Here is a 25,234-nt window from a genome sequence, read left to right as displayed (position 1 = left end):
CTGCTTTATCGTACCTTTATCTATACAAAATGTAGGAGTCAAGCATAAATGGCTTGGCTATTATAACTAAAATGCTGGTTATGGAGATGTTGCAGCAAGTTTTCGAGAAAAGCGTATTCCATCTCTTGTCCATTGAATAAGATCTGGATACGATAATGATTTTTGAAACGCTTCTGTTCATGAATCTGACTGATTAAAAGTTCGCCTTTGTGTTCTGTCTGATAAAGAAAAGTCCTTTTACGGCATTCAGCACAGCGCTTGGTTGCTCGGCGGATTTTTCGGAATGTATAAAAACTAGTATCTTTATTGCATAAATAAACGTCTTTGATCGACAGCAAATCATTATATAGACAGGAACGTTCTTCAGCTGTTAATTCTGATAAAAAAAGCTGACCTTGTTTTATTGCATCTTCCATCGGCAAGTGCCTCCTCGAACCCATTATCCAAATTTTTAGTTAATTCTAATATACCATCATTAAGTATAAATGTAAACGCTTGTTGATGGTATAAGATTTTCGTTTCTGATAAAACACGAACATTAAAAGAATCTAATGCCTTAAATGTACATATTTTTGTTGATTTATAAAAAGATGATTGCTAAAATTTAAAGTGAAAACACGAACAAAAAACGATGTATTTGCTTTTAATGTAAATAAAAAGGAGAGACGTACATGGAGAAGAAAGAACTTTTGTATGAAGGGAAAGCCAAAAAAATATATCTTACTTCTGATGAGAACTTGATTTGGATTGAATATTTAGATCAGGCAACTGCGTTGAATGGAGCGAGGAAAGACCAGATAAGTGGAAAAGGAGAATTGAATAATCAAATCACAAGTGCAATTTTCCGTTATCTGACTCAAAGAGGAATAAAAAATCATTTTATTGAACAATTGTCTAAAACCGAACAATTAGCAAAAAAAGTACAAATTATCCCTCTGGAAGTGGTTATCCGAAATATTGCAGCAGGAAGTTTCTCAAAACGTCTAGGTGTTCCCGAAGGTAAAGAATTAGTCAAACCAATCATTGAATTCTACTATAAGGATGACCAGTTGGATGATCCATTTATCAATGAAGAGCATATCTATTTCTTACAACTTGCAAAACCGGAAGAAATCAGTGAGCTGAAAGCCCAAGCGTTGGCTATTAATGAAATTTTGACCGAATTATTTGCTAAGGTCGGTTTGGTTTTAGTAGATTTCAAGCTAGAGTTTGGCCGGTCGAATGGACAAATTTTGCTTGCGGATGAAGTAACACCGGATACTTGCCGATTATGGGATGAACGTACGAATGAACATATGGACAAAGACGTTTACCGCAGAGATCTAGGTGATTTGATCCCAGTCTATCAAGAAGTATATAACCGTCTATCGGAACTAACTGAAGAAAAGGAGCGAGTATGATGTATTTCGTAAAAGTATATGTAACCTATAAAGATTCAGTGTTAGATCCTCAAGGGGAGGCAGTAAAAAAAGCAGTCCATCGTATGGGATATGAAACAATCGAAGATATCCGAATAGGAAAATACTTTGAGATACAACTTGCTGATGCAGAAGAACCGATCGATACAGTGATTGAAACGATTTGTGACAAGCTGCTTGCAAATGTAAATATGGAAACATATCGATATGAAATCAAAAAAATGGAGGAAGTATAACATGAAATTTGCGGTCATCGTTTTTCCAGGTTCAAATTGTGACGCAGATATGTTATGGGCAGTTCGCGAGATCATGGGCGCTGATGCCGAATTTGTACGGCATGATGAGTCCTCTTTAGAAGGATTTGATGGGGTTTTACTGCCGGGAGGATTCTCATATGGAGACTATTTAAGATGTGGCGCGATTGCCCGGTTTTCTACAATCATGGAAGAAGTGATTCGTTTTGCTGAAGAAGGGAAACCAGTATTCGGTACATGCAATGGATTCCAGATATTGACAGAAGCAGGACTTTTGCCAGGTGTACTGAGACGAAATGAGTCTTTGCATTTTATTTGCAAAACTGTACCATTGAAAGTCAACCCTAAGACGGCCTTTACTTCAGAGTATGAAGCCGACGAAATAATCTATCTTCCAGTTGCTCACGGGGAAGGAAATTATTTCTGTGACGAAGAAACACTTCAAGAACTAAAAAAAAATAATCAGATTGCCTTTACTTATAATGACAACATCAACGGCAGCGTGGAAAACATTGCAGGGATTACGAACAAAGCAGGGAATGTGTTAGGAATGATGCCTCATCCAGAACGTGCAGTAGAAGACTTGCTAGGATCAGAAGATGGGAAACGGTTCTTTGCTTCCATTTTAAAAAACTTCGGAAAGGTGACCGTATAGATGAAAACATTGAAAGAACCGACAGCTGAAGAGATCAAGAAAAAAAGAATCTATGCCGAATGGGGATTGACTGATGAAGAATATCGAATGATCGAAGAAGATATCTTAGGAAGAATGCCTAATTATACGGAAACTGGACTGTTTTCTGTTATGTGGAGCGAACATTGTTCCTATAAAAATTCTAAACCGGTTCTACGCAAATTTCCTACTAGTGGACCTCATGTGTTGCAAGGCCCTGGAGAAGGCGCAGGCATCGTCGACATCGGTGATGGACTAGCAGTTGTCTTCAAAGCAGAAAGTCACAATCATCCTTCAGCCGTGGAGCCTTATGAAGGAGCTGCGACAGGAGTTGGCGGAATCATCAGAGATATTTTCAGCATGGGGGCTCGTCCAATTGCGTTGCTAGATTCATTGAGGTTCGGCGAATTAGATAATCCAAGAACGAAATATTTACTAGAAGAAGTAGTTGCAGGTATCGGCGGATACGGCAATTGTATCGGCATACCGACTGTAGGCGGCGAAATTGCATTTGATCCTTGTTATGAAGGAAACCCATTAGTCAATGCAATGTGCGTAGGTTTGATTGAACACAAACATATCCAGAAAGGGCAAGCCGCTGGCGTCGGTAATTCGATCATGTATGTAGGTGCAAAAACAGGTCGCGACGGTATCCACGGAGCAACTTTTGCCTCAGAAGAATTTAATCAAGAAGAAGAACAGCAACGTTCTGCTGTACAAGTAGGCGATCCTTTTATGGAAAAGCTGCTGCTTGAAGCGTGTTTGGAATTAATCTTGCATCATTCGGATTCTCTAATAGGTATACAGGATATGGGAGCAGCAGGACTTGTTTCATCTAGTGCGGAAATGGCTTCAAAAGCTGGCTCAGGACTTATATTGACATTAGATGAAGTCCCACAAAGAGAAACTGGGATGACACCTTATGAAATGATGCTATCGGAATCACAAGAACGGATGTTGATTTGTGTCAAATCAGGAGAGGAAGAAAAAATCCAAGAACTATTTCAGAAGTATGATCTAGATGCAGTCACTATCGGTAAAGTAACAGACGACGGGCAATATCGGCTATATCATCAAGGAGAAGAAGTAGCAAATCTGCCAGTCGATGCATTAGCTGAAGATGCACCAGTTTATCATAAAGAAATGAAAGAACCAGCTCGAATCGTAGAATTTCAGCAGTTAGCTCCTTATCAGCCAGTTATCGAAGAACCTGGACAAGTATTGCTTGATCTGCTGCAGCAACCGACGATTGCTTCAAAACGTTCAATCTACGAAACTTATGATTCACAAGTACAAACAAATACAGTTGTCCGTCCAGGAAGCGATGCTGCTGTGATGAGGGTTAGAGGGACGAATAAAGCATTAGCGATGACCACAGACTGCAACGCTCGCTATCTCTATTTGGATCCAAAAATCGGAGGACAAATAGCAGTGGCAGAAGCTGCTAGAAATATTATTGCTAGCGGTGGCAAGCCCTTGGCGATCACCGACTGCCTGAACTATGGTTCTCCTGATAAACCAGAAGTTTTTTGGGAATTATCGACTTCAGCTGATGGAATTGCTGCTGCGTGTGAAACGTTAGGAACTCCTGTTATTTCAGGAAATGTCTCTTTATATAATGAAACGGATGGTCAAGCAATCTATCCAACACCAATGATTGGTATGGTCGGATTGATTGAGGATCATAAACATATCACTACTCAGGAATTCAAAAAATCAGGGGATCTAATCTATATATTAGGTAAGACGTTTGCAGATTTTGATGGCAGTGAATTACAAAAGATGCAGCTTGGAAGAATCGAAGGTGTGATCCGAAACTTTGATCTATCCATTGAAAAGAGAAACCAAGAGTTAGTATTGACAGCCATCCAAAACGGATTGATTGAAAGTGCTCATGACTGTTCAGAAGGTGGCTTGGCAATTGCACTGGCAGAATCAGCTTTCAAACATCAGCTAGGGATATCTGTACAGTTTGAATTGTCCTCTGCTCAATTATTTGCAGAAACTCAATCAAGATTTGTGTTGACAGTCGCACCGGAAAATAAGACACGATTCGAAGAAATGATGGGTGATTCTGCTATTTTAGCAGGAAAAGTGACGGAAGAAGCGATGATCGAAATTTCAGCAACTGACGGTCAGATCAAAATAGAAACTGCAGTAGCAAGAAAGTGCTGGGAGGATGCAATCGTATGTCTTATGAAGTGAAGAGTTTAAATGAAGAATGCGGGATCTTCGGCGTTTGGGGTCATCCGGATGCCGCTAGTGTGGCATACTTCGGGCTCCATAGTCTTCAGCATCGAGGACAAGAAGGTGCGGGCATCGTGTCCAATGATCGAGGAAAGCTTATGGGTCATCGAGATCTGGGGCTGCTTTCTGAGGTATTCAAAGATCAAAGAAAACTGCAGCAGTTAACAGGAGAAGCTGCAATCGGACATGTACGTTATGCAACAGCAGGCAATGGAAGTGTGGACAATATTCAGCCTTTTCTATTCAAATTTCATGATCAGTCGATCGGCTTAGCGCATAACGGCAATTTGATCAATGCTCGTTCACTTAGAAAAGAGTTAGAGGAAAATGGGGCGATCTTCCATTCTAACTCCGATACGGAGATATTGATGCATTTGATCCGACGAAGTGAAGAAACAGATTTTTTAAATAAATTGAAAAGTGCTTTAAATGAAGTCAAAGGTGGATTTGCCTATTTATTAATGACAGAAACGGCAATGATTGCCGCTTTGGACCCAAATGGTTTTCGTCCATTAGCAATCGGACAAATGAAAAACGGAGCATACGTGATTGCCTCGGAAACTTGTGCATTAGAAGTTATCGGGGCACGTTTTATAAGAGATGTCCAGCCTGGAGAGATAGTGATTATCAATGACGAAGGAATCCAGATTGATTGCTTTACGAAGAATACGCAGCTTTCCATTTGTTCGATGGAATATATCTATTTTGCCAGACCAGATTCAAACATCGCAGGGATCAATGTGCATACTGCACGGAAAAATATGGGACGGAATTTAGCGAAAGAATCGCCAGTAAAAGCAGATATGGTCGTCGGCGTACCTAATTCTTCTTTGTCAGCCGCAAGCGGTTATGCGGAAGCTAGTGGAATCCCTTATGAAATCGGATTAGTAAAAAATCAATACATTGCCCGAACATTTATCCAGCCAACGCCTGAGCTAAGAGAGCAAGGTGTTCGAATGAAATTATCTGCTGTACGAGGAGTGGTGGAAGGTAAAAAGGTGATTATGGTCGATGATTCAATTGTTCGGGGTACGACAAGCAGACGGATCGTCCATCTTTTGAAAGAAGCAGGAGCAAAAGAAGTCCATGTGAGGATTGCTTCTCCTCCTTTGAAATATCCATGTTTTTACGGGATTGATATTCAAACGCGTAAAGAACTCATTGCGGCAAATCACACGATTGATGAAATCAAAGAATGTATCGGTGCAGATTCTTTAGGATTTTTAAGTGAAGAGGGTCTGATCGAATCGATTGGACTGAAAAAGGATGGCCCGTATTCAGGATTGTGTATGGCTTATTTCAACGGAGATTATCCAACGCCGTTATATGACTATGAAGAAAAGTATCAGGAATCGCTAAAAGAAAAAGTATCGTTCTTTTAAAAGCAGACCAAGAAGGGAGTATATGAATTCAATGGCAAATGCATACGCAAAAGCTGGCGTAGATGTCGAAGCTGGATATGAAGTAGTAGAACGGATCAAGAAGCATGTCAAAAAAACGGAACGTTTAGGTATGATGGGCGCTATAGGAGGATTCGGCGGTTGTTTTGATTTATCGGTCTTTCAATTAAAAGAGCCAGTCCTTGTCTCGGGGACCGATGGTGTGGGGACAAAATTAGCAGTGGCAATCGAAGCAGACAAACACGATACAATCGGGATCGACTGCGTAGCGATGTGTGTCAATGATATCTTAGCACAAGGCGCAGAGCCGTTATATTTCTTAGACTACTTAGCAACGGGGAAAAATGATCCGATACGTTTGGAAAATGTAGTAAAAGGTGTAGCAGATGGATGTGTTCAAGGAAATATGGCGCTGATTGGCGGAGAAACAGCTGAAATGCCTGGTATGTACTCAGGTAATGATTATGATCTAGCCGGATTTGCTGTAGGGATAGCTGAAAAATCTCAATTATTGACAGGAGAAACGATCAACCCAGGAGATGTGTTGCTTGGAATAGCATCTAGCGGGATTCATTCAAATGGGTACTCTCTTGTTCGCAAAATTTTCTTTGAGCAGCAGCAGTTTTCTTTATCATCAAAACTGCCAGAATTGAAAAAAACACTTGGCGAAGAATTGCTTGAGCCAACGAAAATCTATGTTTCTTCTTTGCTTCCGCTGATCAAAGAAAAGAAAATAAAAGGAGCTGCACATATCACTGGTGGAGGGTTTGTAGAAAATATCCCGCGAATGTTACCAGAATCTATGGCTGCACAAATCAAACTTGGCTCATGGCCGATTCTTCCAATATTCGGCTGTTTACAAAAATATGGTGAAATTCCTGAGATGGAGATGTATGAAATCTTCAATATGGGCATCGGCATGGTCCTGGCAGTCGAAGAATCGAAAGTAAAAGAAATAGTACACGAAATTGAGCAAGCTGGCGAAAAAGTTTATGAAATCGGGAAAGTGATCGCCAAAGAAAAACATCGTGTGGTGTTTATAGGAGAAGAACGATGAGAATCGCTGTTTTTGCTTCTGGAAACGGAAGCAACTTTCAAGCGCTAGCCGATTATCTATCGAAAAAAGGATTGGAATCTTCGATTGACTGGTTGTTTTGTGATCAGCCTGAAGCATATGTTTTGAAACGTGCAACTGCGTTGAGTGTACCGGCAGATTGTTTTTCACCTAAAGAATTTGATTCAAAAAAAGAGTATGAAGAAGCAATTTTGCATAAATTGAAAGAAAAAAAGATCGATTTGATCGTATTAGCTGGATATATGCGAATCATTGGACCGGTATTGCTGAAAAATTATGATAAAAGAATCATCAATATCCATCCGTCTCTTTTACCTGCCTTCCCTGGTTTGCATGGCATACGTGATGCCTTTGAAGCTGGAGTAAAAGAAACGGGTGTCACAATTCATTATATCGACCAAGGTGTAGATACTGGACCAATCATCCGGCAGGAAAAAGTGAGAATTGAACAGGAGGACACGTTCGATTCTTTAGAAGAAAAAATCCATAGAGTAGAGCATCGAATCTATCCAGAAGTGATTAGTGAAATTATTGAAAATGGAGGCTATCTGAAATGACAAGAGCATTGATCAGTGTATCAGATAAAACTGGGATTGTAGCATTTGCCCAAGGTTTGATTGAACAAGGAGTAGAAATCATTTCAACAGGAGGAACAAAGCATGCGTTGGATAAAGCTGGGATCAAAACGCTTTCGATCGAAGAAGTGACAGGGTTTCCTGAAATGATGGATGGCCGTGTCAAAACACTTCATCCTAAAATCCATGGTGGTCTTTTAGGAAGACGCGATCTCCCTAGCCATATGGAGGCAATGGAAACGGAAAATATCCAACCAATCGACTTTGTTTGTGTCAATTTATATCCTTTCAAAGAAACGATTATGAAACCAGATGTCGAAATAGCAGAAGCTATTGAAAACATTGATATCGGTGGTCCTAGTATGCTCCGTAGTGCAGCAAAAAACCATGAATTTGTCACCTCTGTTGTTGATCCATCTGACTATGAAGAAGTACTTTCAGAATTACGTCAGTATGGGCATACTTCACTTTCTTTCAGACAAAAACTAGCGGCAAAAGTCTTTCGTCATACTGCGGCATATGATGCACTGATCGCTCAATACTTAACGGATTGGGTGGAAGAAAAAGAACCGGAAAAATTGACACTTACGTATGAACGAAAACAAACGCTTCGTTACGGTGAAAATAGCCATCAAGCCGCTGCCTTTTATCAGTCCGCTCTTCTGGAAAAATATTCGATCGCAGCAGCAAAACAACTCCATGGGAAAGAACTTTCTTATAATAATATCCGAGATGCAGATGCTGCGCTACGGATCATGAAGGAATATGACGAGCCAACGGTAGTCGCCTTGAAACACATGAATCCTTGTGGTATTGGGACAGCATCTACGATTTTAGAAGCGTGGGAAGCAGCGTATGAAGCAGATCCTGTTTCAATCTTTGGTGGGATCATCGTTTTGAATCGAGAAGTAGATCTGCCAACAGCAGAACAGATGCATAAGCTGTTTCTAGAAATCATCATTGCCCCTTCTTATACACAAGAAGCTTTGGAATTACTGCAAAAAAAGAAAAACATCCGATTACTGACAATAGACTTTGCGCAGGAAGAAAATCAAAATCGAGAAGAAACGGTCTCAGTCTTAGGTGGACTTCTTGTACAAGATCAAGATCTGGCAATAGAAAATGAAGAAGAGTGGAAAGTCGTGACAAAACGTAAGCCGACTCCAGCAGAAGCAAAAGCATTGGTGTTTGCTTGGAAAGCTGTCAAACATGTGAAATCTAATGCGATCGTACTGGCAAACGAACGTCAGACAGTAGGAATCGGAGCCGGGCAGATGAATCGAGTCGGTTCAGTAAAAATTGCGATTGAACAAGCGAAAGAGAAAATGGAAGGTGCAGTTTTAGCTAGCGATGCTTATTTTCCAATGGATGATTCGGTTGAATATGCAGCCAAACATGGTATAAAAGCAATCATTCAGCCAGGAGGAAGCATCAAAGACCAAGATTCTATTGATATGGCGAATAAATACGATCTAGCAATGGTCTTTACTGATGTTCGGCATTTTAGACATTAGAGAGGAGTCGGATAAATGAACGTTTTGGTAATCGGTGCAGGTGGTCGTGAACATGCAATAAGTAAAAAACTTTTAGCCAGTCCGAAGGTGGATACGGTGTATTGTGCGCCAGGAAATCCGGGGATGACAAAAGATGGTATCAATTGTGTCGCTATCAGTGAGCGAGATCATTCAGCGTTAATCCATTTTGTTAAGAAAGAGGCTATTGATTGGAGTATCGTTGGTCCTGAAGTTCCTTTGTTAAATGGGATCGTCGATGATTTTATGGCGGAAGGATTGAAAATCTTCGGTCCGACAAAAGCAGCAGCTCTGATCGAAGGTTCGAAAAGTTTTGCTAAACAATTAATGGATACTTATCAAATCCCGACAGCTAAATCCAGAAGTTTTGAATGTTACGAAAAAGCAGCAGCGTATATCAAAGAAAATGGTGCGCCAATCGTAGTGAAAGCGGACGGCTTAGCAGCTGGGAAAGGTGTAGTCGTGGCTACCACAGTGAAGGAAGCGCTGGATGCGGCAGAACAAATGTTGAACCAGCATCGATTTGGGGATAGCAGCAAAAAAATCGTCGTAGAAGAGTTTTTGGCAGGAGAAGAATTCTCCCTTTTGGCGTTTGTCCGTGATACCAAGGTGTATCCGATGGTCATTTCGCAAGATCATAAGCGGGCATTTGATAACGATAAAGGGCCAAATACAGGCGGAATGGGTGCTTATTCACCAGTACCGCAAATTTCAAAAAAGATGATTGAAAAAGCTATGGAAGAAGTTTTAAAACCAGCGGCTTTGGGAATGAAAGAACTAGGACGCTCTTTCACGGGTGTTTTATATGCGGGTTTGATTGCTACGAAGGAAGGACCAAAAGTGATCGAATTCAATGCGCGTTTCGGTGATCCTGAAACGCAAGTCGTTCTTTCTCGGTTGAAGAGTGACTTTGCGCAAGTAATCGATGATTTATTAGAGAATCGTACAGTAGAGTTAAAGTGGCAGCAAGAAGGATACAATGTAGGCGTTGTGGTTGCAGCTGCCGGTTACCCCGAAGAATATGAGACAGGAATGGTTCTACCAGATTTTCCGGAAGAAGAGCTTTCTGTTTACTATGCTGGAGTTTCCTCAAATAACGGCAAACTAGTTGGAGCAGGAGGACGTCTTTATTTAGTAGAAGCATACGGTGAGACGATCAAAGAAGCACAGAAAAAAATCTACACCGCGTTAATGGATAAAACGACAGATAGAACATTTTATCGTACAGATATTGGAGAAAAAGCTGCCAATAGCGAACTGATCGTGAAGTAAATCAGCTGCTTCCATTTATAAAAAATACAACAAACATAATCGGAAGCGCCGATTTTAGTGAAGCCTTTTCATAAAGAGTGTGGTACACTTTTGTTGTGTATATAAATAAGGAGGAGTTCAGATGAAAAAAATTCAATTAGGTACTTCTGATCAGAAAGCAGCTGCAGTGATCTTAGGCTGTATGCGTATCAACAATGCGGAAGATCCAGTAAAAGTGATTGAGACAGCTTATGAAAACGGCATTGATTTTTTTGACCATGCAGATATTTATGGAAACGGTGAATATGAAGAAATCTTTGCAGATGCTCTAGCAAAAACATCAATCAAACGAGAAGATCTTTTTATTCAAACAAAATGTGGAATCGTTCCAGGTGTGATGTTTGATTTTTCTAAAAAACATATCATTGAATCTGTAGAAAAAAGTTTGACCCGTCTGAAAATGGATTATGTGGATGCTTTACTTCTTCATCGTCCAGATACATTGGTAGAACCAGAGGAAGTAGCTGAAGCGTTTGATGAATTGGAACGGTCAGGAAAAGTTCGTTATTTTGGCGTCAGCAATCAAAAACCAATGCAAATCGAATTGCTGAAAAAATATGTTCGTCAACCATTAGTAGCTAATCAGCTGCAATTTGGCTTGAAACATACTGGAATGATCGATCAAGGGATTCATGTCAATATGACAGATGAAGCAAGTATCGATCATGACGGTAGTGTACTTGATTATTCCCGATTGCATGATATGACGATCCAAGCATGGTCACCATACCAGTATGGATTTTTTGAAGGTGTATTTATCGGGAACGAAAAATTCCCTGAATTAAACCAAACATTAGAAGAACTAGCAGCTAAATATCAAACGACACCAACTGGCTTGGCTTCTGCTTGGATTTTGCGCCATCCAGCCAATATGCAAGTGATCGCCGGTACGATGAACATAGGGCGAATCAAGGAAATCGCTCAAGCTTCAGAAATTAATATGTCTCGGGAAGATTGGTACGAATTGTACCGTGCTGCTGGAAACATTTTACCTTAAAGATTGTCATAAGCAGGTCAAAAGGGCTATAAATTAAAAAGACAGAATAACTTGAAAGCTGTTTTCAGCTTCGAGATATTCTGTCTTTTTTAATTGCAAATGGAAAGAGTATCATTGTACGGATTTCGTTTATTGGTTATTTTTGTTTTTAAGGAAAAGCTGTGTCCGATATTCTTTTGGAGAAATCCCTTGTTTTTTCTTAAATAAATAACTGAAATAGTTAGGGTCATTATAACCAATTTCAAAAGCAATATCTGAAATACGATAGTCTGATTGCTGCAATAATTTTTTTGCTAATTCGATTCTTTGTTCTGTCAGATAATCGATGAATGTTTGGTTAAACGATTGAGAAAAAATCGTACTGAAATGAGAGGGACTTAATGCAACTTGTTGAGCGACCCAAGTTAAGGACATATCTGGATCGGTAAAATTTTCTTTGATAAAATCCAATGCATGGTTCAAAATTGGCTGATATTTGTTCCTTGAAGGCTGTGAGGGCAGAGCAGTTAAGAAAGAAATGAACATATAAACTGTCGAACGGTAAAGCGAGTCGTCGGCGCTGATTGCTAAGCGTTGACTGGTGGATGTGCAATGAACCATTTCTTGCGGGATTTTCTTTTCTTTCAGGCAGACATGCTGGAGTAGCTTAGTCAAGACAAATAAACGATATAATCGTGTTCGAGTTGGTGTGCCTTGTGGTTTCGTCAAGTGTTCGATGTACTTAGATACTTCGTTTTTCGATAATGAAGACAAATCAAGTGAGAGGTCAAAGTAAAAGACAGAATCAACTGGAAGTTTCGCTTCTTGAATCAAATCCTCATAGCTGATAATTTGTTCTTTAAGGGAACTGGCGGTTTCAAGTATCATCTGCGTGATCTCAAAAGATGCAGGTAATTCGCTGATTCTTTCTGCGACAGGACCAATGGCGACAGAAAAATTATTTTTTTGTCCCTTTTCTAATTCATGGACCAACGTTTGGGCTACCTGATAACTGGTCTCGATCACATTTTCTTCAAGAGAATCAACTATTAAAAATTTGATGAATCGAGAGGAAACAGCAGAGAAGATCACTTGTTGATTCTCCCTAAATAAAAACTTCAAATAATCACTGAGATGAGCGTAATCTTCAAAGTCTGTACTGACTTGGTTTGCTGCTAATAATACGGTCATTTTTTTCCCTGCTAAAGAGCGATTGAAAGATTCAGCAAGTTTCAATGTTTCACTGATAGTAAGTGAGCCTTTGAACAAACCGTTCAAGAAATGATTTTTTTTCAATTCGAAAACAAGATCAGAAGAAGTGTGCGTTTCTTTTTGCTGCAAATCTAAAGCAGTTACTGCTTTTTCTATTGCTTGTTTCAATTCGTTACTTTTAATCGGTTTAAGCAGATAATCATCTGCCTGTACCTGGATTGCTCCTTTCATATAATCGAAATCGTCGAATCCACTAATAAATATGAGACGAGTCCAAGGAAGTAGTTTCCTTGCTTCTTTTGAAAAAGTCAACCCGTCCATGAAAGGCATTTGGATATCAGTCAGAATGATGTCGGGCTGTAAGTCGATAATTGAAGACAGTGCCATCTCACCATCTCCAGCTTCGCCGACATAAGTGATTGGATAATAAGAACCAAGGACAGTTATTTGTTCCCGCAAGTTATTGCGAATGAGGTATTCGTCTTCGATGATAAAAACTTTATACATGTTTGTTTCCTCCAATTGTTTTGGGAGATAGAGGGATCATCAGTGTGACAGTTGTTCCTTCTCGGTATTTGCTGTCAATCGTGATAGGTTTTTGATCATTTCCGTAATAAAGAAGGAGACGCTTGTTTACGTTGTAAAGTCCGTAGCCGATACTGAAATCTGAATCGATACCTTTGGCTAACTCTTTACGTATTTCTGCCAGTTTTTCTGCAGGGATGCCAATCCCGTTGTCTGTGACTTTGAATTGGATCATCTCATCGATTTTGCATGCGGTAATACGAATAAATCCTTTGTGACGGACGTACTTCGTTCCATGGTATACAGCATTTTCAATCAATGGCTGCAAGATCATTTTTAAAATAGAAACAGGAAAAAGTGTTTCTGGTATATCGATCTTATAGTCAAGCATATGGCCGTATCTTATTTTTAAGATGACTAGATAATCATTGATATGGCTAATTTCTTTTTCAAGAGGAATCCAGTCTTGTCCTTTGCTTAAAGACGTACGAAAAAAGCCGGAAAGTGCATGGGTCATAGTCAGAGCTTCTTCAAAGCAGTCTTGTTCGATCAAAGAAATAATGGCATCCAAACTGTTATAAATAAAATGGGGAGTAATCTGAGCTTGCAATACACGAACTTCACTTTGTGCTAAATGGTATTGTTTCAAAGCGTTCTCCCGTAAAGACTGGTTTAGATCTTCCGCCATTTTATTCATGCTAGCGGTAAGTGTTTGTAATTCCAGTGTTTCCGGCAGGGTTAAACGAAAGCCAAGGTTCCCTGAAGAAAGTTGTTCTGACATCTCGATCAGCTGATTGATCGGTTCTTGGACCTTTCTCTCTAAAAAGCGACGATTCTTTTTCGCATAGAAAAAAATGGTACTAAGAACTCCAAGTTCCACTATTGTTAATAGAATGAGCGAGCGGACAAGTGTCGTATTTTTTTTGCTTGCTAAGTCGATCTCCACACGAACAAAATCTTGTAAGATATCTGACAGCAGTTGAGTGACAGAATCTACCTGATTGATGATCTCTTCATTGGTATCCATAAAATCTTTTGCCAAGATATTATTGATCAGCTCGTTTTGATAATCTTCCAGTGTATCGATCGTACGTAGCGATACATCTAACGTACTAATTTCTTTAAGTGTATTTGTATTATTTTTGATCTCTCGAATATCATTCCTAAGTTCTTCTAGGATATTTTCCTCATTGAACTCATCTACGGTTACTTGGCCAGAAATCAAGTCCCACATACTTTCCAAAACTTTTTGATCAACCTTCAAAGCAATTGCATCTGCTTTTTGGATATTTGCGATCGTCTGTTGATAAATCAAAAGCTGTTGCGAATATAACAGTATGCTCAGTAGCAAAGGGATAACAGCAAATAGAAGCATGGCTTTGTTTGCTTGGGCAAAAATCTGTTTTATGCTTAAATTTTTTGTCATGATACTTCTCCAGTCAATAATTTCTGGTTGGAATATTAGTCATATTCTGTTGGGAAAAGACAGTCTCGGAAATAAAAATATCTTTAGGTAATGTTTTTCCTGTTTGAATATTTCCAAAATAACGAGTAACGGTATTGGCTACATACCAGCCGACATCAGGTTTACACTCGACTACGCAATTGACGATTCCTGACCGCAGCTTCTCGATCATATCTTCTTGTCCATCAATCGTTACAATAATCAAATCTTTTCCAGGTTTAACCGATGTTTCTTTTATCGCAGCTAAAGCACCGTGGGTCATTTCATCACTATGGCTGTATAATACATCGATTTCGGATAAATCATTTGTTTCTAAATATCGTTTCATCTGGTCTTTTCCTTTCATCCGAATAAAATCACCGACAATTCGGTGAACAATAGTCATTGGAGGTTTATGGTCGATGGTTCCATCTTTTTTTAGGGTTGGTTTACGATTGATTGATTCCAAAAATCCTTCGGAGCGTAGCTTGGTCGGTGTGGAGTTCTCTGAACCAGCAAGTTCTAGGATTCTGATTTCCTGTTTCTTTGAATTTGTGAAGTGATTGCTGACAAATAAACCCGCCCGATTTCCTTCTGCTTTGAAACTGGGGCCAATGTGGGTGACGAAAAGCTCGGGATCATTCGTTTGAATATGTCTGTCGACAAGTATGACAGGGATCCCTGCTCGCTTTGCTTCTTTTAATACAGAGTCCCACCCGGATTCTTGCAAAGGAGTAAAAATGATCATATCCACTTTATAGGCAATGAACGTCCGTATATCTTGGATTTGCCGTTCCTGATTCATGTAGCCATTTCGGTAGAGAACTTGGTAATCTTCTTTTTCAAGCGCAGTGATAATTGATTCAGTATGCTTTTTCCGCCAGCTACTCTCCGTTCCTGATTGCGAAAAACCAACGACTAGTGGGTCAGGTGCATCCTTTGTATTAAGTGTACACCCCATCATTTGGTAAGCGATTACAACAAGGGCTAAAAAAAATAAAACACGTTTCACTTTAAATCACTCCATCTGGACTTGTTAGTACTATCTTATCAGATAAAAGGGAAAATCAAAGTCAAAAGGAATCAATCGAAAAAAATCCAAGAAACTTAAAAAAATCCAAGACAAAAAAAGTACACCTAAAAAATTTAAAGTAAATCCCATAAAAAAATCAATGTTAACGCTTTCTTTATTAGCTATACTCGGTGTATCAATTGAAATGGGGGATAAAAAATGAAAAACAAATTTAGAAAGATTGTTGGGAGTATCGTTATTTTGACCGCAAGCATTCTATTAAGTGCGTGTGGCAATTCAGGATCTGCAGATGATAGTACGGGGTATGTAGGAATCGCTATGCCGACCAAATCAGCAGAAAGATGGATCGCTGATGGGAACAACATGGTCTCGGAATTAGAAAAACTGGGTTATAAAACAGATCTTCAATATGGAGAAGATAAAGTAGAAAATCAAGTAGCACAAATCGAAAATATGATTACAAAAGGGGTAGATACACTTGTGATTGCTTCTATCGATGGTTCGGCTTTAACTGATGTGTTAGCTAAAGCAAAAGAAGCAGATATCAAGGTGATCGCCTATGATCGTTTACTGATGAATTCAGAAAATGTCGATTATTACGCGACTTTTGATAATTTTGGAGTAGGTGTATCGCAAGCAGCTTATATTGAAGAGCACTTAGGATTGAAAGAAGGAAAAGGACCATTCACGATTGAATTATTTGGTGGCTCGCCTGACGACAACAATGCACTAATTAATTACAACGGAGTGATGTCTGTTTTACAACCATATATGGACAACGGTCAGTTGGTTGTGCCATCTGGACAGACGAGTTTCAGTCAAATCGCTACGCTTCGCTGGGATGGTTCTACGGCGCAAGCAAGGATGGATAATCTGTTAAGCGCAAATTATACTGACCAAACATTGGATGCTGTTTTGTCGCCATATGATCCAATAAGTTTAGGGATCATTTCGTCATTAAAAGGCGTGGGGTATGGGAGTGAAAGTAAACCTTTACCTGTGATTACTGGACAAGATGCGACAGTTGCTGGCGTTAAATCGATCATTGCCGGGGAACAAACACAAACGATCTTTAAAGACACACGTATCTTAGCAAAAAATACGATTGAAATGATCAAAGCAATCAGTGATGGAGAAGAGGTCCCGGTCAACGATACTGAAACTTATGATAATGGGGTGAAAACTGTCCCTACGTATTTAGCAAATACAGTATCTGTCGATAAAGATAATTATCAAGCAGAGCTGATCGACACAGATTATTATAAAGAATCCGATCTGAAAAATTAAGAGGAACCAAACAAGGAACTAAAGAGATCTAAGTCAGAGAGAGGATAAGAATTATGGCGGATTGTATTTTAAAAATGGCAGATATCACCAAAAAATTTTCTGGAATCCGAGCGTTAGATTGCGTGAATCTGATGATTGAACGTGGGGAAATCCATGCATTGTGCGGAGAAAACGGAGCGGGAAAATCAACATTGATGAATGTCTTGAGCGGCTTGTATCCATATGGCTCCTATGACGGGGAAATCTTTTATGATGGAAAGCTGTGTCAATTCAAAGATTTGAAAGATAGTGAAGAAAAAGGCATCGTCATCATTCATCAAGAATTAGCACTAAGTCCTTATCTTTCAATAAAAGAGAATATTTTTCTCGGAAATGAACAAGCAGAAAGAGGCGTGATTGATTGGGAACTGACAGAAAAGAAAACGTATGAACTGCTGAATAAAGTCGGTTTATCTATCGACCCGAATCTTCTAGTATCCCAGATTGGCGTAGGGCAACAGCAATTAGTTGAAATAGCTAAAGCATTATCAAAATCCGTCCGTCTGTTGATTTTGGATGAGCCTACCGCTGCATTGAATGAAGAAGAAAGCGCGAATTTGCTGAGATTGATCCGAGAGTTGAAAGAGCAAGGTGTAACCTCCATCATTATTTCACATAAGCTGAATGAAATTGTGGATATCGCAGATCGAATCACCATTTTACGGGATGGACAGACGATTGAGACGCTAGAAAATGAAATGATCAGCGAAGAGCATATTATTCGCGGGATGGTGGGCAGAGATTTAGTTGATCGTTATCCTGAAAGAAAACCGGATATTGGAGAAGTTTATTTTAAAGTAGAAGACTGGACGGTCTATCACCCTCTTGATCATGAGCGAATCATAAACGACCACATCAACTTGTATTTGAAAAAAGGAGAGATTGTAGGAATAGCTGGACTGATGGGAGCGGGCAGAACTGAATTCGCTATGAGTCTATTTGGACATTCTTATGGAAGCAAGATATCCGGACGTATATTAAAGGAAGGGGCAGAGATATCAGTTAAGACCGTTCCTTCAGCCATTGCAAACGGACTCGCTTATGTCTCGGAGGACCGAAAATCTTTAGGACTGAATCTGCTGATGGATATTCGGGAAAACGTGACGCTGAGCAGTTTGGATAAAATAAGTCAAAAAGGAGTATTAGATAAAGAAAAAGAAGTAACTGAGGCAGAAAATTTCCGGAAAAAGATGCGTATAAAAACAAACTCCATCCATCAAATTGTCAGTAGTCTTAGTGGTGGGAATCAACAAAAAGTCGTTTTATCCAAGTGGCTGATGACACAACCCGATATTCTTTTTTTGGATGAGCCAACCCGTGGGATAGATGTTGGGGCAAAATATGAGATCTACACGATTATCGAAGAAATGGCAGCAAATGGCAAAGCTGTCTGTCTTATCTCTTCTGAACTTCCTGAAATATTAGGGATGTGTGATCGAATCTATACGATGAACGAAGGACGTATTACAGGAGAAGTCTCGCGAGAAGATGCAGATCAGGAAGTCTTGATGAAATTAATGACGAAAGAAGAGGTGGGTTAAGTTGGAACAGGCAAAAAATCTTACGGATAAAAAAGAGAAAAAACTAAATTTGAAAAGTAGAGCAGCTGATCTTTTTGGTCGCTACAGCATGGTGATCATTTTAGCGGGACTACTTATTGCGTTTCAATTGATGACGGATGGTATTTTCTGGCGTCCATTGAATATAACTAACCTTGTTCTGCAAAATAGCCATATATTAGTACTAGCTGCAGGGATGTTATTAGTTGTGCTCTTAGGTCATGTGGATTTGTCGGTAGGGTCAGTGATGGCGTTTGTTGGTGCAATTGCGGGCATGATGATGGTCAATCGCCAAATGAACCCGTGGATGACAGTTATCGCATGTCTTGCAGTAGGCGGGCTGATCGGCGCATGGCAAGGTTTTTGGGTAGCTTATGCAGGGATACCGGCGTTTATCGTGACTTTAGCAGGATTGCTGATGTTTCGTGGACTGACACAAGTTGTTCTAGGAGGCCAATCTCTAGCACCTTTTCCAGCTGTTTTCCAAAAAATGTCTACGGGTTATTTACCAGACTTAAGCGAAGGAAGCAGCCTTCACTTCTTGACATTGATTTTAGGAATGATCATCACGATCGTGTTAGTTGTTGGTCAATGGCGAACAAGAAATCGTCGGAAAAATCATTTATTTGAAGTGGAATCTCCAGCAGCTTTCTTGGTAAAGGCGGTATTTACAGCAGTCGTTGTACTAGGAATAACTTATATCTTTGCCTCTTATCAAGGGTATCCGATTATTTTGATCATTCTTGGTTTGATCGTTGCAGCATATGGGTTTTTGACAAATAAAACAGTAGCAGGTCGACAGATTTATGCGACGGGCGGAAATCGAAAAGCGGCTGAACTATCAGGGATCAAAACAAAGCGAATCACGTTCTGGGTATTCGTCAACATGGGAGTCATGGCAGCTTTAGCTGGATTAGTTTTAGCTGCTCGATTGAATGCGGCAACACCTCAAGCAGGTACATCGATGGAACTGGATGCAATGGCGGCAGTATATTTTGGTGGTGCTTCGACTTCCGGCGGCATTGGAACAATCATGGGTGCGATTGTCGGTGGCTTGGTCATGGGTGTATTGAACAATGGCATGTCGATTTTAGGCGTCGGGGTAGACTGGCAGCAGGCAATCAAAGGATTGATCTTGCTTTTAGCCGTTGTGCTAGACTTGTATAATAAGAAAAAACGAACAACGTAGGAGAACGCCGGTTATCCAGAAAAAAGACTGTGACAAGACATTTGTCACAGTCTTTTTTTCGCTAAAAGCGAACATTTGTCACTTTGTTAAAGTAGATTAAAAATAATATTTGTTTTTTTATTATTCGTATAATTTGTCTTTTTTTCTCTTGATTTTTTCGCTTAATTGAGTTAAATTACATAGGGCGCTAAAAAAAGCCTTGATTAAATTAATAATGTTCGTGTTTTGCTGGATGTGAACATCAGGAGGATAATGTAATGAAAGTATTTGATTACGAAGATATTCAATTAATTCCTAATAAATGTATCGTAAATAGCCGTTCTGAATGTGATACAACGGTCACATTAGGTAAACATACATTCAAAATGCCAGTAGTGCCTGCCAACATGCAGACGATTATTGATGAAACAATCGCAGAATTCTTAGCGGAAAATGGTTATTTCTATATCATGCATCGGTTTGATGAAGCAGCTCGAATTCCGTTTATCAAAAAAATGAAAAAGCGTGGATTGATTACCTCAATCAGTGTTGGCGTCAAGAAAGAGGAATATTCCTTTATAGAGAAGTTGGCAGAAGAATCGCTAAATCCTGATTATATCACTATCGACATCGCACATGGACATGCTAACTCAGTTATTGATATGATTCAGCATATTAAAAAATATTTGCCTGAAACTTTTGTGATTGCCGGTAATGTTGGTACACCGGAAGCCGTCCGTGAATTGGAAAATGCGGGCGCAGATGCAACAAAAATCGGGATTGGTCCAGGAAAAGTATGTATTACAAAAATCAAGACAGGCTTTGGGACTGGAGGCTGGCAACTGGCAGCTCTTAGATGGTGTGCGAAAGCAGCTCGCAAGCCGATCATCGCTGACGGTGGGATCAGAACACATGGCGATATTGCAAAATCTGTCCGTTTTGGTGCGACAATGGTCATGATTGGTTCATTGTTTGCCGGTCACGAGGAATCTCCTGGCGAAACAAAAGTCGAAAATGGAATCGTGTATAAAGAATACTTTGGTTCTGCTTCAGAATTCCAAAAAGGCGAAAAACGAAATGTTGAAGGAAAGAAAATCTGGATCCAGCATAAAGGATCTTTGAAAGATACACTAGTGGAAATGCAACAAGACCTTCAATCATCTATTTCTTATGCTGGAGGAAGAGATCTGGAAGCCATTCGAAAAGTTGACTATGTCATCGTGAAAAATTCGATTTTTAATGGAGACACAATCTAAAAAATAAATAAAATATTAGGATGTTGTGAAAAAGTTGTCCTGCATTAAGTAATAAGAACAGCCAAACAAAAATAGTTCTTTATATGTTTTGTTTGGCTGGACTTATTATCGCAGATACAAGCTTTTGAACATCATTATTCAGAATAAGGGACTGTGATAAGATTTTTGTCACAGTCCCTTATGTTTTGCAAAAAAAGTTTTTCTTTTTTCTCGTAAATTCGGTAAAATCAAAAGAAAAAATAGACAATAGAAAAGAGAAGCTTATGTGGGAAAAAGTAGAGAAAAAACAAGGACCGATTTATCGTCAAATCATGGAACAGATTATGAGAGAAATCGAAAACGGAAGGATCAATCCTGGAAGTCAACTTGAATCAGAACGAAAACTAGGGCAACTTTTTGGTGTGAATCGTTCCACCGTTGTCCATGCATTGGAAGAGCTTAGGGAGCTTGGGGTACTAACGAGCAAACGTGGCAGCGGATGGTTTGTTAATCAGACTGAATGGGGGAAATTCGCTGTTCCAAGAATCGATTGGCGGCAAATGATCTCTCCTCGTTATGAGCAGACGGACTGGTATGAGCAAAAAATAAGAGAAGCAAAGCAGATCCAAAAAACATCGTTTCTTGATTTATACGCTAGCGAGATGCCAGATGAGCTTTTGCCGAATTTTGAGTTTCCTTCTTATTCTCTTGAAGAAATCTTAGCGGAAGAAAAAGAAATGGATCTTTTAGGCTATACTCCGTTACGTAACAAAATCAAACGGTATTTGGAAAGTAAATTTGAATTGGCATTTTCCCCCAACCAGCTTCTTGTGACTGGTGGCGGTCAGCAAGCAATCTTTTTGATTTTACAAACGATTCTTTCAGCTGGAGAGGGGATAGCTGTAGAGTCACCTTCTTTTTTTTACCGATTACCTCTTTTCAAAGCTTCAGGAACGCGTTTATTTGGGATACCGATGGATGAAGAAGGGATCGACTTAGAAAAACTGAAAGAATCGATCCATAAAAATAAATTGAAAGCAGTGCTTATCAACCCGAATTTTCAAAACCCTACAGGAAAAGTGATGAGTCAAAAACGACGAGAAAAGCTAGTAGAATTGTGTCGACAGTATCGGCTTCCAATTATTGAAGACGATGTATTTACGGATCTTTCATTTCTAAACCAAGAAGAAGTCCTTCCTATACGAACGATTGATCCGGATAATGTGTTATACGTCGGTTCGTTATCTAGGGTTTTAGGAAAAACAACAAAAATCGGTTGGGTGATAGGACCTGAGACTTTTATCTCGCAACTAGCTCAAGCGCAAGAAATGATGGAGTTTTCGATGAATATCCTTACACAAATCACAGTGGCTAATGTATTTAATGAAGCAATTGATTTGAAAATGCAAGATGTAAGAAAAAAGTTGAAAGAAAAAAGCCGACTGATAAGCGCTTGGGGAGATTCACAATCGTTTTTCAAGCTTCATTCAATTTTAGGTGGTTACTATTCCTGGATTACTTGGGATGGGAAAAAACTAGACCCCGAACTAGCAGAAAAAGTAGTAGATATGGGTCTTGGAATTGCACCAAGTCTACTTTTTGGGCAAGATATAAATGGAATCAGAATCAATTACAGTAGGCTGGATGAAAACCAAATACCGTTGTTTTATTCAAAGATGAAAATTCTAGAAAAGTGGTTAACAGAATAATTTCACAAAGTAAATAGATTTAAGAATATAACAGCTTGGATTTAAATTTCAAGCTGTTTCTTTTTTTTTCGGAAAAAGAATACGATATAAAGAAACTAAAAAAAAACCATTATTTGTACGTCCGTTCACGATGTGTAAATAAAATAAATATTTGCAACAAAACTGTATAACACCAACGTTTCTAAATAGAAACAGATGGTTGTAAGTTTGATTAGAAAATAGAAAAAATGCAGATGAAATATAAAACGCTTTCCTTATTGTGATTTTATTCACTAATACTGTTAATATGCGGATTGGCATAATTTCCTTTCATCGTGAAAATTTGTGCTTTTAGCTTGTATTTCTCATAAATCCATGATAATTTATTAATGAAGACGGTTAAATAGTGATACAGTTTTATTCGCTGTTTCAATCGCAGAATGAAGAGATTTTCTTATAGATGAGAGAGGAATGTGTGACAAATGGCAAACAAAAAAGCACCGATCGACTTCCAAGCACTGCTAGATGAAGTCAATGCAGATTTCCCAGTATATCAAGCACTTGATCAAGATGGAAACGTAGTTAACAAAGATTTAGTACCTGATTTATCCGATGATGAACTCGTTGAATTAATGACTCATATGGTATGGTCTCGTGTATTAGACCAACGTTCAACAGCGCTGAACCGCCAAGGACGCCTAGGCTTTTTTGCACCAACTGCTGGACAAGAGGCAAGTCAGCTGGCTAGTGCTTACGCATTTGATAAAGAAGATGTTCTTCTTCCAGGTTATCGGGATGTACCTCAACTAGTAAAACATGGTTTACCTTTATCTCAAGCTTTTTTATGGTCTAGAGGACATGCTGCAGGTAATTCTTATCCGGAAGAATTGAAAGCTCTACCACCACAAATCATCATCGGTGCACAATATGTACAAGCAGCCGGTGTTGCATTAGGTTTGAAGAAACGAAACAAGAAAAATGTCGTCTTCACTTATACTGGTGATGGCGGTTCATCACAAGGTGATTTTTACGAAGCAATCAATTTCGCTGGCGCTTACCATGCAAATGCCGTATTTTATATCCAAAACAACGGGTATGCGATCTCTACACCTCGTGAAAAACAAACTGCAGCAAAAACACTTGCACAAAAAGCTGTCGCAGCTGGGATTCCTGGTATTCAAGTCGATGGAATGGATCCGCTTGCAGTATATACTGTATCTAAAATGGCACGGGAATGGGCGATCAGTGGAAATGGACCAGTCCTAATCGAAACACTGACTTATCGTTATGGACCACATACACTATCTGGTGACGATCCAACCCGCTACCGTACAAAAGACACAGATGACGATTGGCAGAAAAAAGATCCATTGATCCGCTTCCGTAAATATTTGACGGAAAAAGGACTTTGGTCTGAAGAAAAAGAAGAACAAGTCATCGAAGCAACTAAAGAAGAAATCAAAGCAGCTATTGCTGAAGCCGACAAAGTACCAAAACAAAAGGTTTCAGATTTCTTGAAAAACATGTTCGAAGTATCTCCACAATCAATCAAAGAACAAATTGCAATTTATGAAGCGAAGGAGTCGAAATAATCATGGCACAAAAAACAATGATCCAAGCAATCACAGATGCCTTAGCACTTGAACTAGAAAATGACGAGAATGTCGTTGTTTTTGGTGAAGATGTTGGGAAAAACGGAGGAGTTTTCCGGGCAACTGAAGGATTGCAGGAAAAGTTCGGAGAAGACCGAGTATTCGATACTCCTTTAGCTGAATCTGGAATCGCAGGATTGAGTTTCGGTCTTGCGTTAGAAGGATTTCGTCCAGTTCCTGAAATCCAATTCTTTGGTTTTATTTTCGAAGCAATGGACGAAGTAGTAGCTCAAATGGCCCGTACAAGATATCGAATGAGCGGCACTAGAAATCTACCCATCACAATTCGTTCGCCATTTGGTGGCGGTGTTCATACACCAGAATTGCATTCGGATAATTTAGAAGGTTTGATCGCTCAGTCTCCTGGTATTCGAGTAGTGATTCCTTCCAACCCTTATGATGCAAAAGGACTATTGATTTCTTCTATTAGAAGTAACGATCCGGTTGTTTTCCTAGAACACATGAAACTATATCGCTCATTCCGAGAAGAAGTGCCGGATGAAGCTTACGAAGTTCCTTTGGATAAAGCAGCAGTTACTCGTGAGGGAACAGATGTATCTATTATCACATACGGGGCAATGGTGCGTGAAGCAATCAAAGCAGCAGACAATCTTGCAAAAGAAAATATCTCTGTTGAAATCATTGATCTTCGTACAGTTGCGCCATTAGATGTAGAAACGATCATTCAATCCGTGGAAAAAACTGGTCGCGTAGTTGTTGTCCAAGAAGCACAACGACAAGCGGGCGTTGCCGCGCAAGTAGTTTCTGAGATCTCAGAACGCGCTATCCTTTCATTAGAAGCCCCAATCGGACGAGTTTCTGCACCTGATACAGTCTTCCCATTTGGACAAGCAGAAAATGTCTGGTTGCCAAATGCAAAAGATATCGAAGACAAAGTAAAAGAAATCGCGGAATTTTAAGAAAAGAAGGG

Annotated in this window: 21 protein-coding genes; 17 read left to right on the top strand and 4 right to left on the bottom strand. The window is 39.5% G+C overall.

Going from position 1 to position 25,234, the window contains the following annotated elements; all coding sequences use genetic code 11:
* Positions 1-38 precede the first annotated feature (38 nt).
* Positions 39-416 (bottom strand): hypothetical protein, encoded by a 378-nt coding sequence (locus MKX69_RS07265; protein WP_002339376.1) that lies wholly within the window; start codon positions 414-416, stop codon positions 39-41.
* Positions 417-671: 255 nt separating this feature from the next.
* On the opposite strand from MKX69_RS07265, the gene purC reads away from it, so the two are divergent.
* The 10 genes from purC (at position 672) to MKX69_RS07215 (ending at position 11,482) form a co-directional block, all read left to right on the top strand.
* A complete protein-coding gene (gene purC, locus MKX69_RS07260; protein WP_010723933.1) occupies positions 672-1,400 on the top strand; it encodes a phosphoribosylaminoimidazolesuccinocarboxamide synthase in 729 nt (242 codons plus the stop codon).
* The gene (purS, locus tag MKX69_RS07255) at positions 1,400-1,654 is read left to right on the top strand and encodes a phosphoribosylformylglycinamidine synthase subunit PurS (RefSeq protein WP_002295474.1); all 255 of its coding nucleotides are present in this window, start codon (positions 1,400-1,402) and stop codon (positions 1,652-1,654) included. The genes purC and purS overlap by 1 nt, the downstream gene beginning before the upstream one ends.
* Position 1,655: 1 nt before the next feature.
* Complete coding sequence (gene purQ, locus MKX69_RS07250; protein WP_002288017.1) at positions 1,656-2,327, top strand: phosphoribosylformylglycinamidine synthase subunit PurQ; 672 nt, start codon at positions 1,656-1,658, stop codon at positions 2,325-2,327.
* Positions 2,328-4,550 carry a phosphoribosylformylglycinamidine synthase subunit PurL gene (purL, locus tag MKX69_RS07245; protein ID WP_002339372.1) on the top strand — a complete coding sequence of 741 codons (2,223 nt, stop codon included), beginning with the start codon at positions 2,328-2,330 and terminating at the stop codon, positions 4,548-4,550. It begins immediately after the preceding gene.
* Entirely contained in the window at positions 4,535-5,974 is a 1,440-nt protein-coding gene (gene purF / locus MKX69_RS07240; RefSeq protein ID WP_002299010.1) for an amidophosphoribosyltransferase, read from the top strand. Before purL ends, purF begins: the two co-directional genes overlap by 16 nt.
* A 22-nt stretch (positions 5,975-5,996) precedes the next feature.
* A complete protein-coding gene (gene purM, locus MKX69_RS07235) occupies positions 5,997-7,049 on the top strand; it encodes a phosphoribosylformylglycinamidine cyclo-ligase (protein WP_002323447.1) in 1,053 nt (350 codons plus the stop codon).
* Positions 7,046-7,624 carry a phosphoribosylglycinamide formyltransferase gene (gene purN / locus MKX69_RS07230; protein WP_002288010.1) on the top strand — a complete coding sequence of 193 codons (579 nt, stop codon included), beginning with the start codon at positions 7,046-7,048 and terminating at the stop codon, positions 7,622-7,624. The genes purM and purN overlap by 4 nt, the downstream gene beginning before the upstream one ends.
* A complete protein-coding gene (purH, locus tag MKX69_RS07225) occupies positions 7,621-9,156 on the top strand; it encodes a bifunctional phosphoribosylaminoimidazolecarboxamide formyltransferase/IMP cyclohydrolase (RefSeq protein ID WP_341009541.1) in 1,536 nt (511 codons plus the stop codon). Before purN ends, purH begins: the two co-directional genes overlap by 4 nt.
* Before the next feature lie 15 nt (positions 9,157-9,171).
* Positions 9,172-10,446, top strand: coding sequence for a phosphoribosylamine--glycine ligase (gene purD, locus MKX69_RS07220; protein WP_341009538.1), 1,275 nt, complete (start codon positions 9,172-9,174; stop codon positions 10,444-10,446).
* 121 nt (positions 10,447-10,567) lie between these two features.
* Positions 10,568-11,482: an aldo/keto reductase gene (locus MKX69_RS07215; RefSeq protein ID WP_002339367.1), complete on the top strand. Its 915-nt coding sequence runs from the start codon at positions 10,568-10,570 to the stop codon at positions 11,480-11,482.
* A 129-nt stretch (positions 11,483-11,611) separates the two neighbouring features.
* Here the strand turns inward: MKX69_RS07215 and MKX69_RS07210 are convergent, their stop codons facing one another.
* From MKX69_RS07210 to MKX69_RS07200, 3 genes are read right to left on the bottom strand one after another with little or no spacing between them, the layout of a single operon-like run.
* Positions 11,612-13,180 (bottom strand): response regulator transcription factor, encoded by a 1,569-nt coding sequence (locus MKX69_RS07210; protein WP_002299000.1) that lies wholly within the window; start codon positions 13,178-13,180, stop codon positions 11,612-11,614.
* Positions 13,173-14,624 carry a sensor histidine kinase gene (locus MKX69_RS07205; protein WP_010724004.1) on the bottom strand — a complete coding sequence of 484 codons (1,452 nt, stop codon included), beginning with the start codon at positions 14,622-14,624 and terminating at the stop codon, positions 13,173-13,175. The genes MKX69_RS07210 and MKX69_RS07205 overlap by 8 nt, the downstream gene beginning before the upstream one ends.
* Positions 14,625-14,637: 13 nt before the next feature.
* Entirely contained in the window at positions 14,638-15,654 is a 1,017-nt protein-coding gene (locus MKX69_RS07200; protein ID WP_002339365.1) for an ABC transporter substrate-binding protein, read from the bottom strand.
* A 219-nt stretch (positions 15,655-15,873) separates the two neighbouring features.
* Between MKX69_RS07200 and chvE the strand changes: the two genes are divergently transcribed.
* The 7 genes from chvE to MKX69_RS07165 all read left to right on the top strand — a co-directional run bounded on the left by chvE (position 15,874) and on the right by MKX69_RS07165 (position 25,223).
* Entirely contained in the window at positions 15,874-16,962 is a 1,089-nt protein-coding gene (gene chvE / locus MKX69_RS07195) for a multiple monosaccharide ABC transporter substrate-binding protein (protein WP_002339364.1), read from the top strand.
* A gap of 53 nt (positions 16,963-17,015) precedes the next feature.
* A complete protein-coding gene (gene mmsA, locus MKX69_RS07190) occupies positions 17,016-18,542 on the top strand; it encodes a multiple monosaccharide ABC transporter ATP-binding protein (RefSeq protein WP_341009534.1) in 1,527 nt (508 codons plus the stop codon).
* A 1-nt stretch (position 18,543) separates the two neighbouring features.
* Positions 18,544-19,749, top strand: coding sequence for a multiple monosaccharide ABC transporter permease (mmsB, locus tag MKX69_RS07185; RefSeq protein ID WP_002298996.1), 1,206 nt, complete (start codon positions 18,544-18,546; stop codon positions 19,747-19,749).
* Positions 19,750-20,006: 257 nt separating this feature from the next.
* A complete protein-coding gene (guaC, locus tag MKX69_RS07180; protein ID WP_010724007.1) occupies positions 20,007-20,984 on the top strand; it encodes a GMP reductase in 978 nt (325 codons plus the stop codon).
* 263 nt (positions 20,985-21,247) lie between these two features.
* The gene (locus MKX69_RS07175; protein ID WP_341009531.1) at positions 21,248-22,672 is read left to right on the top strand and encodes an aminotransferase-like domain-containing protein; all 1,425 of its coding nucleotides are present in this window, start codon (positions 21,248-21,250) and stop codon (positions 22,670-22,672) included.
* A gap of 461 nt (positions 22,673-23,133) precedes the next feature.
* Positions 23,134-24,243, top strand: a complete 1,110-nt coding sequence (gene pdhA / locus MKX69_RS07170) for a pyruvate dehydrogenase (acetyl-transferring) E1 component subunit alpha (RefSeq protein ID WP_002289692.1) — start codon at positions 23,134-23,136, stop codon at positions 24,241-24,243.
* A 2-nt stretch (positions 24,244-24,245) separates the two neighbouring features.
* On the top strand, positions 24,246-25,223 hold the full coding sequence (locus MKX69_RS07165) for an alpha-ketoacid dehydrogenase subunit beta (RefSeq protein WP_002289688.1): 978 nt from the start codon (positions 24,246-24,248) through the stop codon (positions 25,221-25,223).
* Positions 25,224-25,234: the final 11 nt, after the last annotated feature.

The sequence above is a fragment of the Enterococcus sp. FSL R5-0957 genome (genome assembly GCF_038008005.1).
GTDB lineage: Bacteria > Bacillota > Bacilli > Lactobacillales > Enterococcaceae > Enterococcus_B > Enterococcus_B faecium.
Note: the sequence above shows the minus strand (reverse complement) of the source record. Positions and strands in the feature narration are given on the sequence as shown.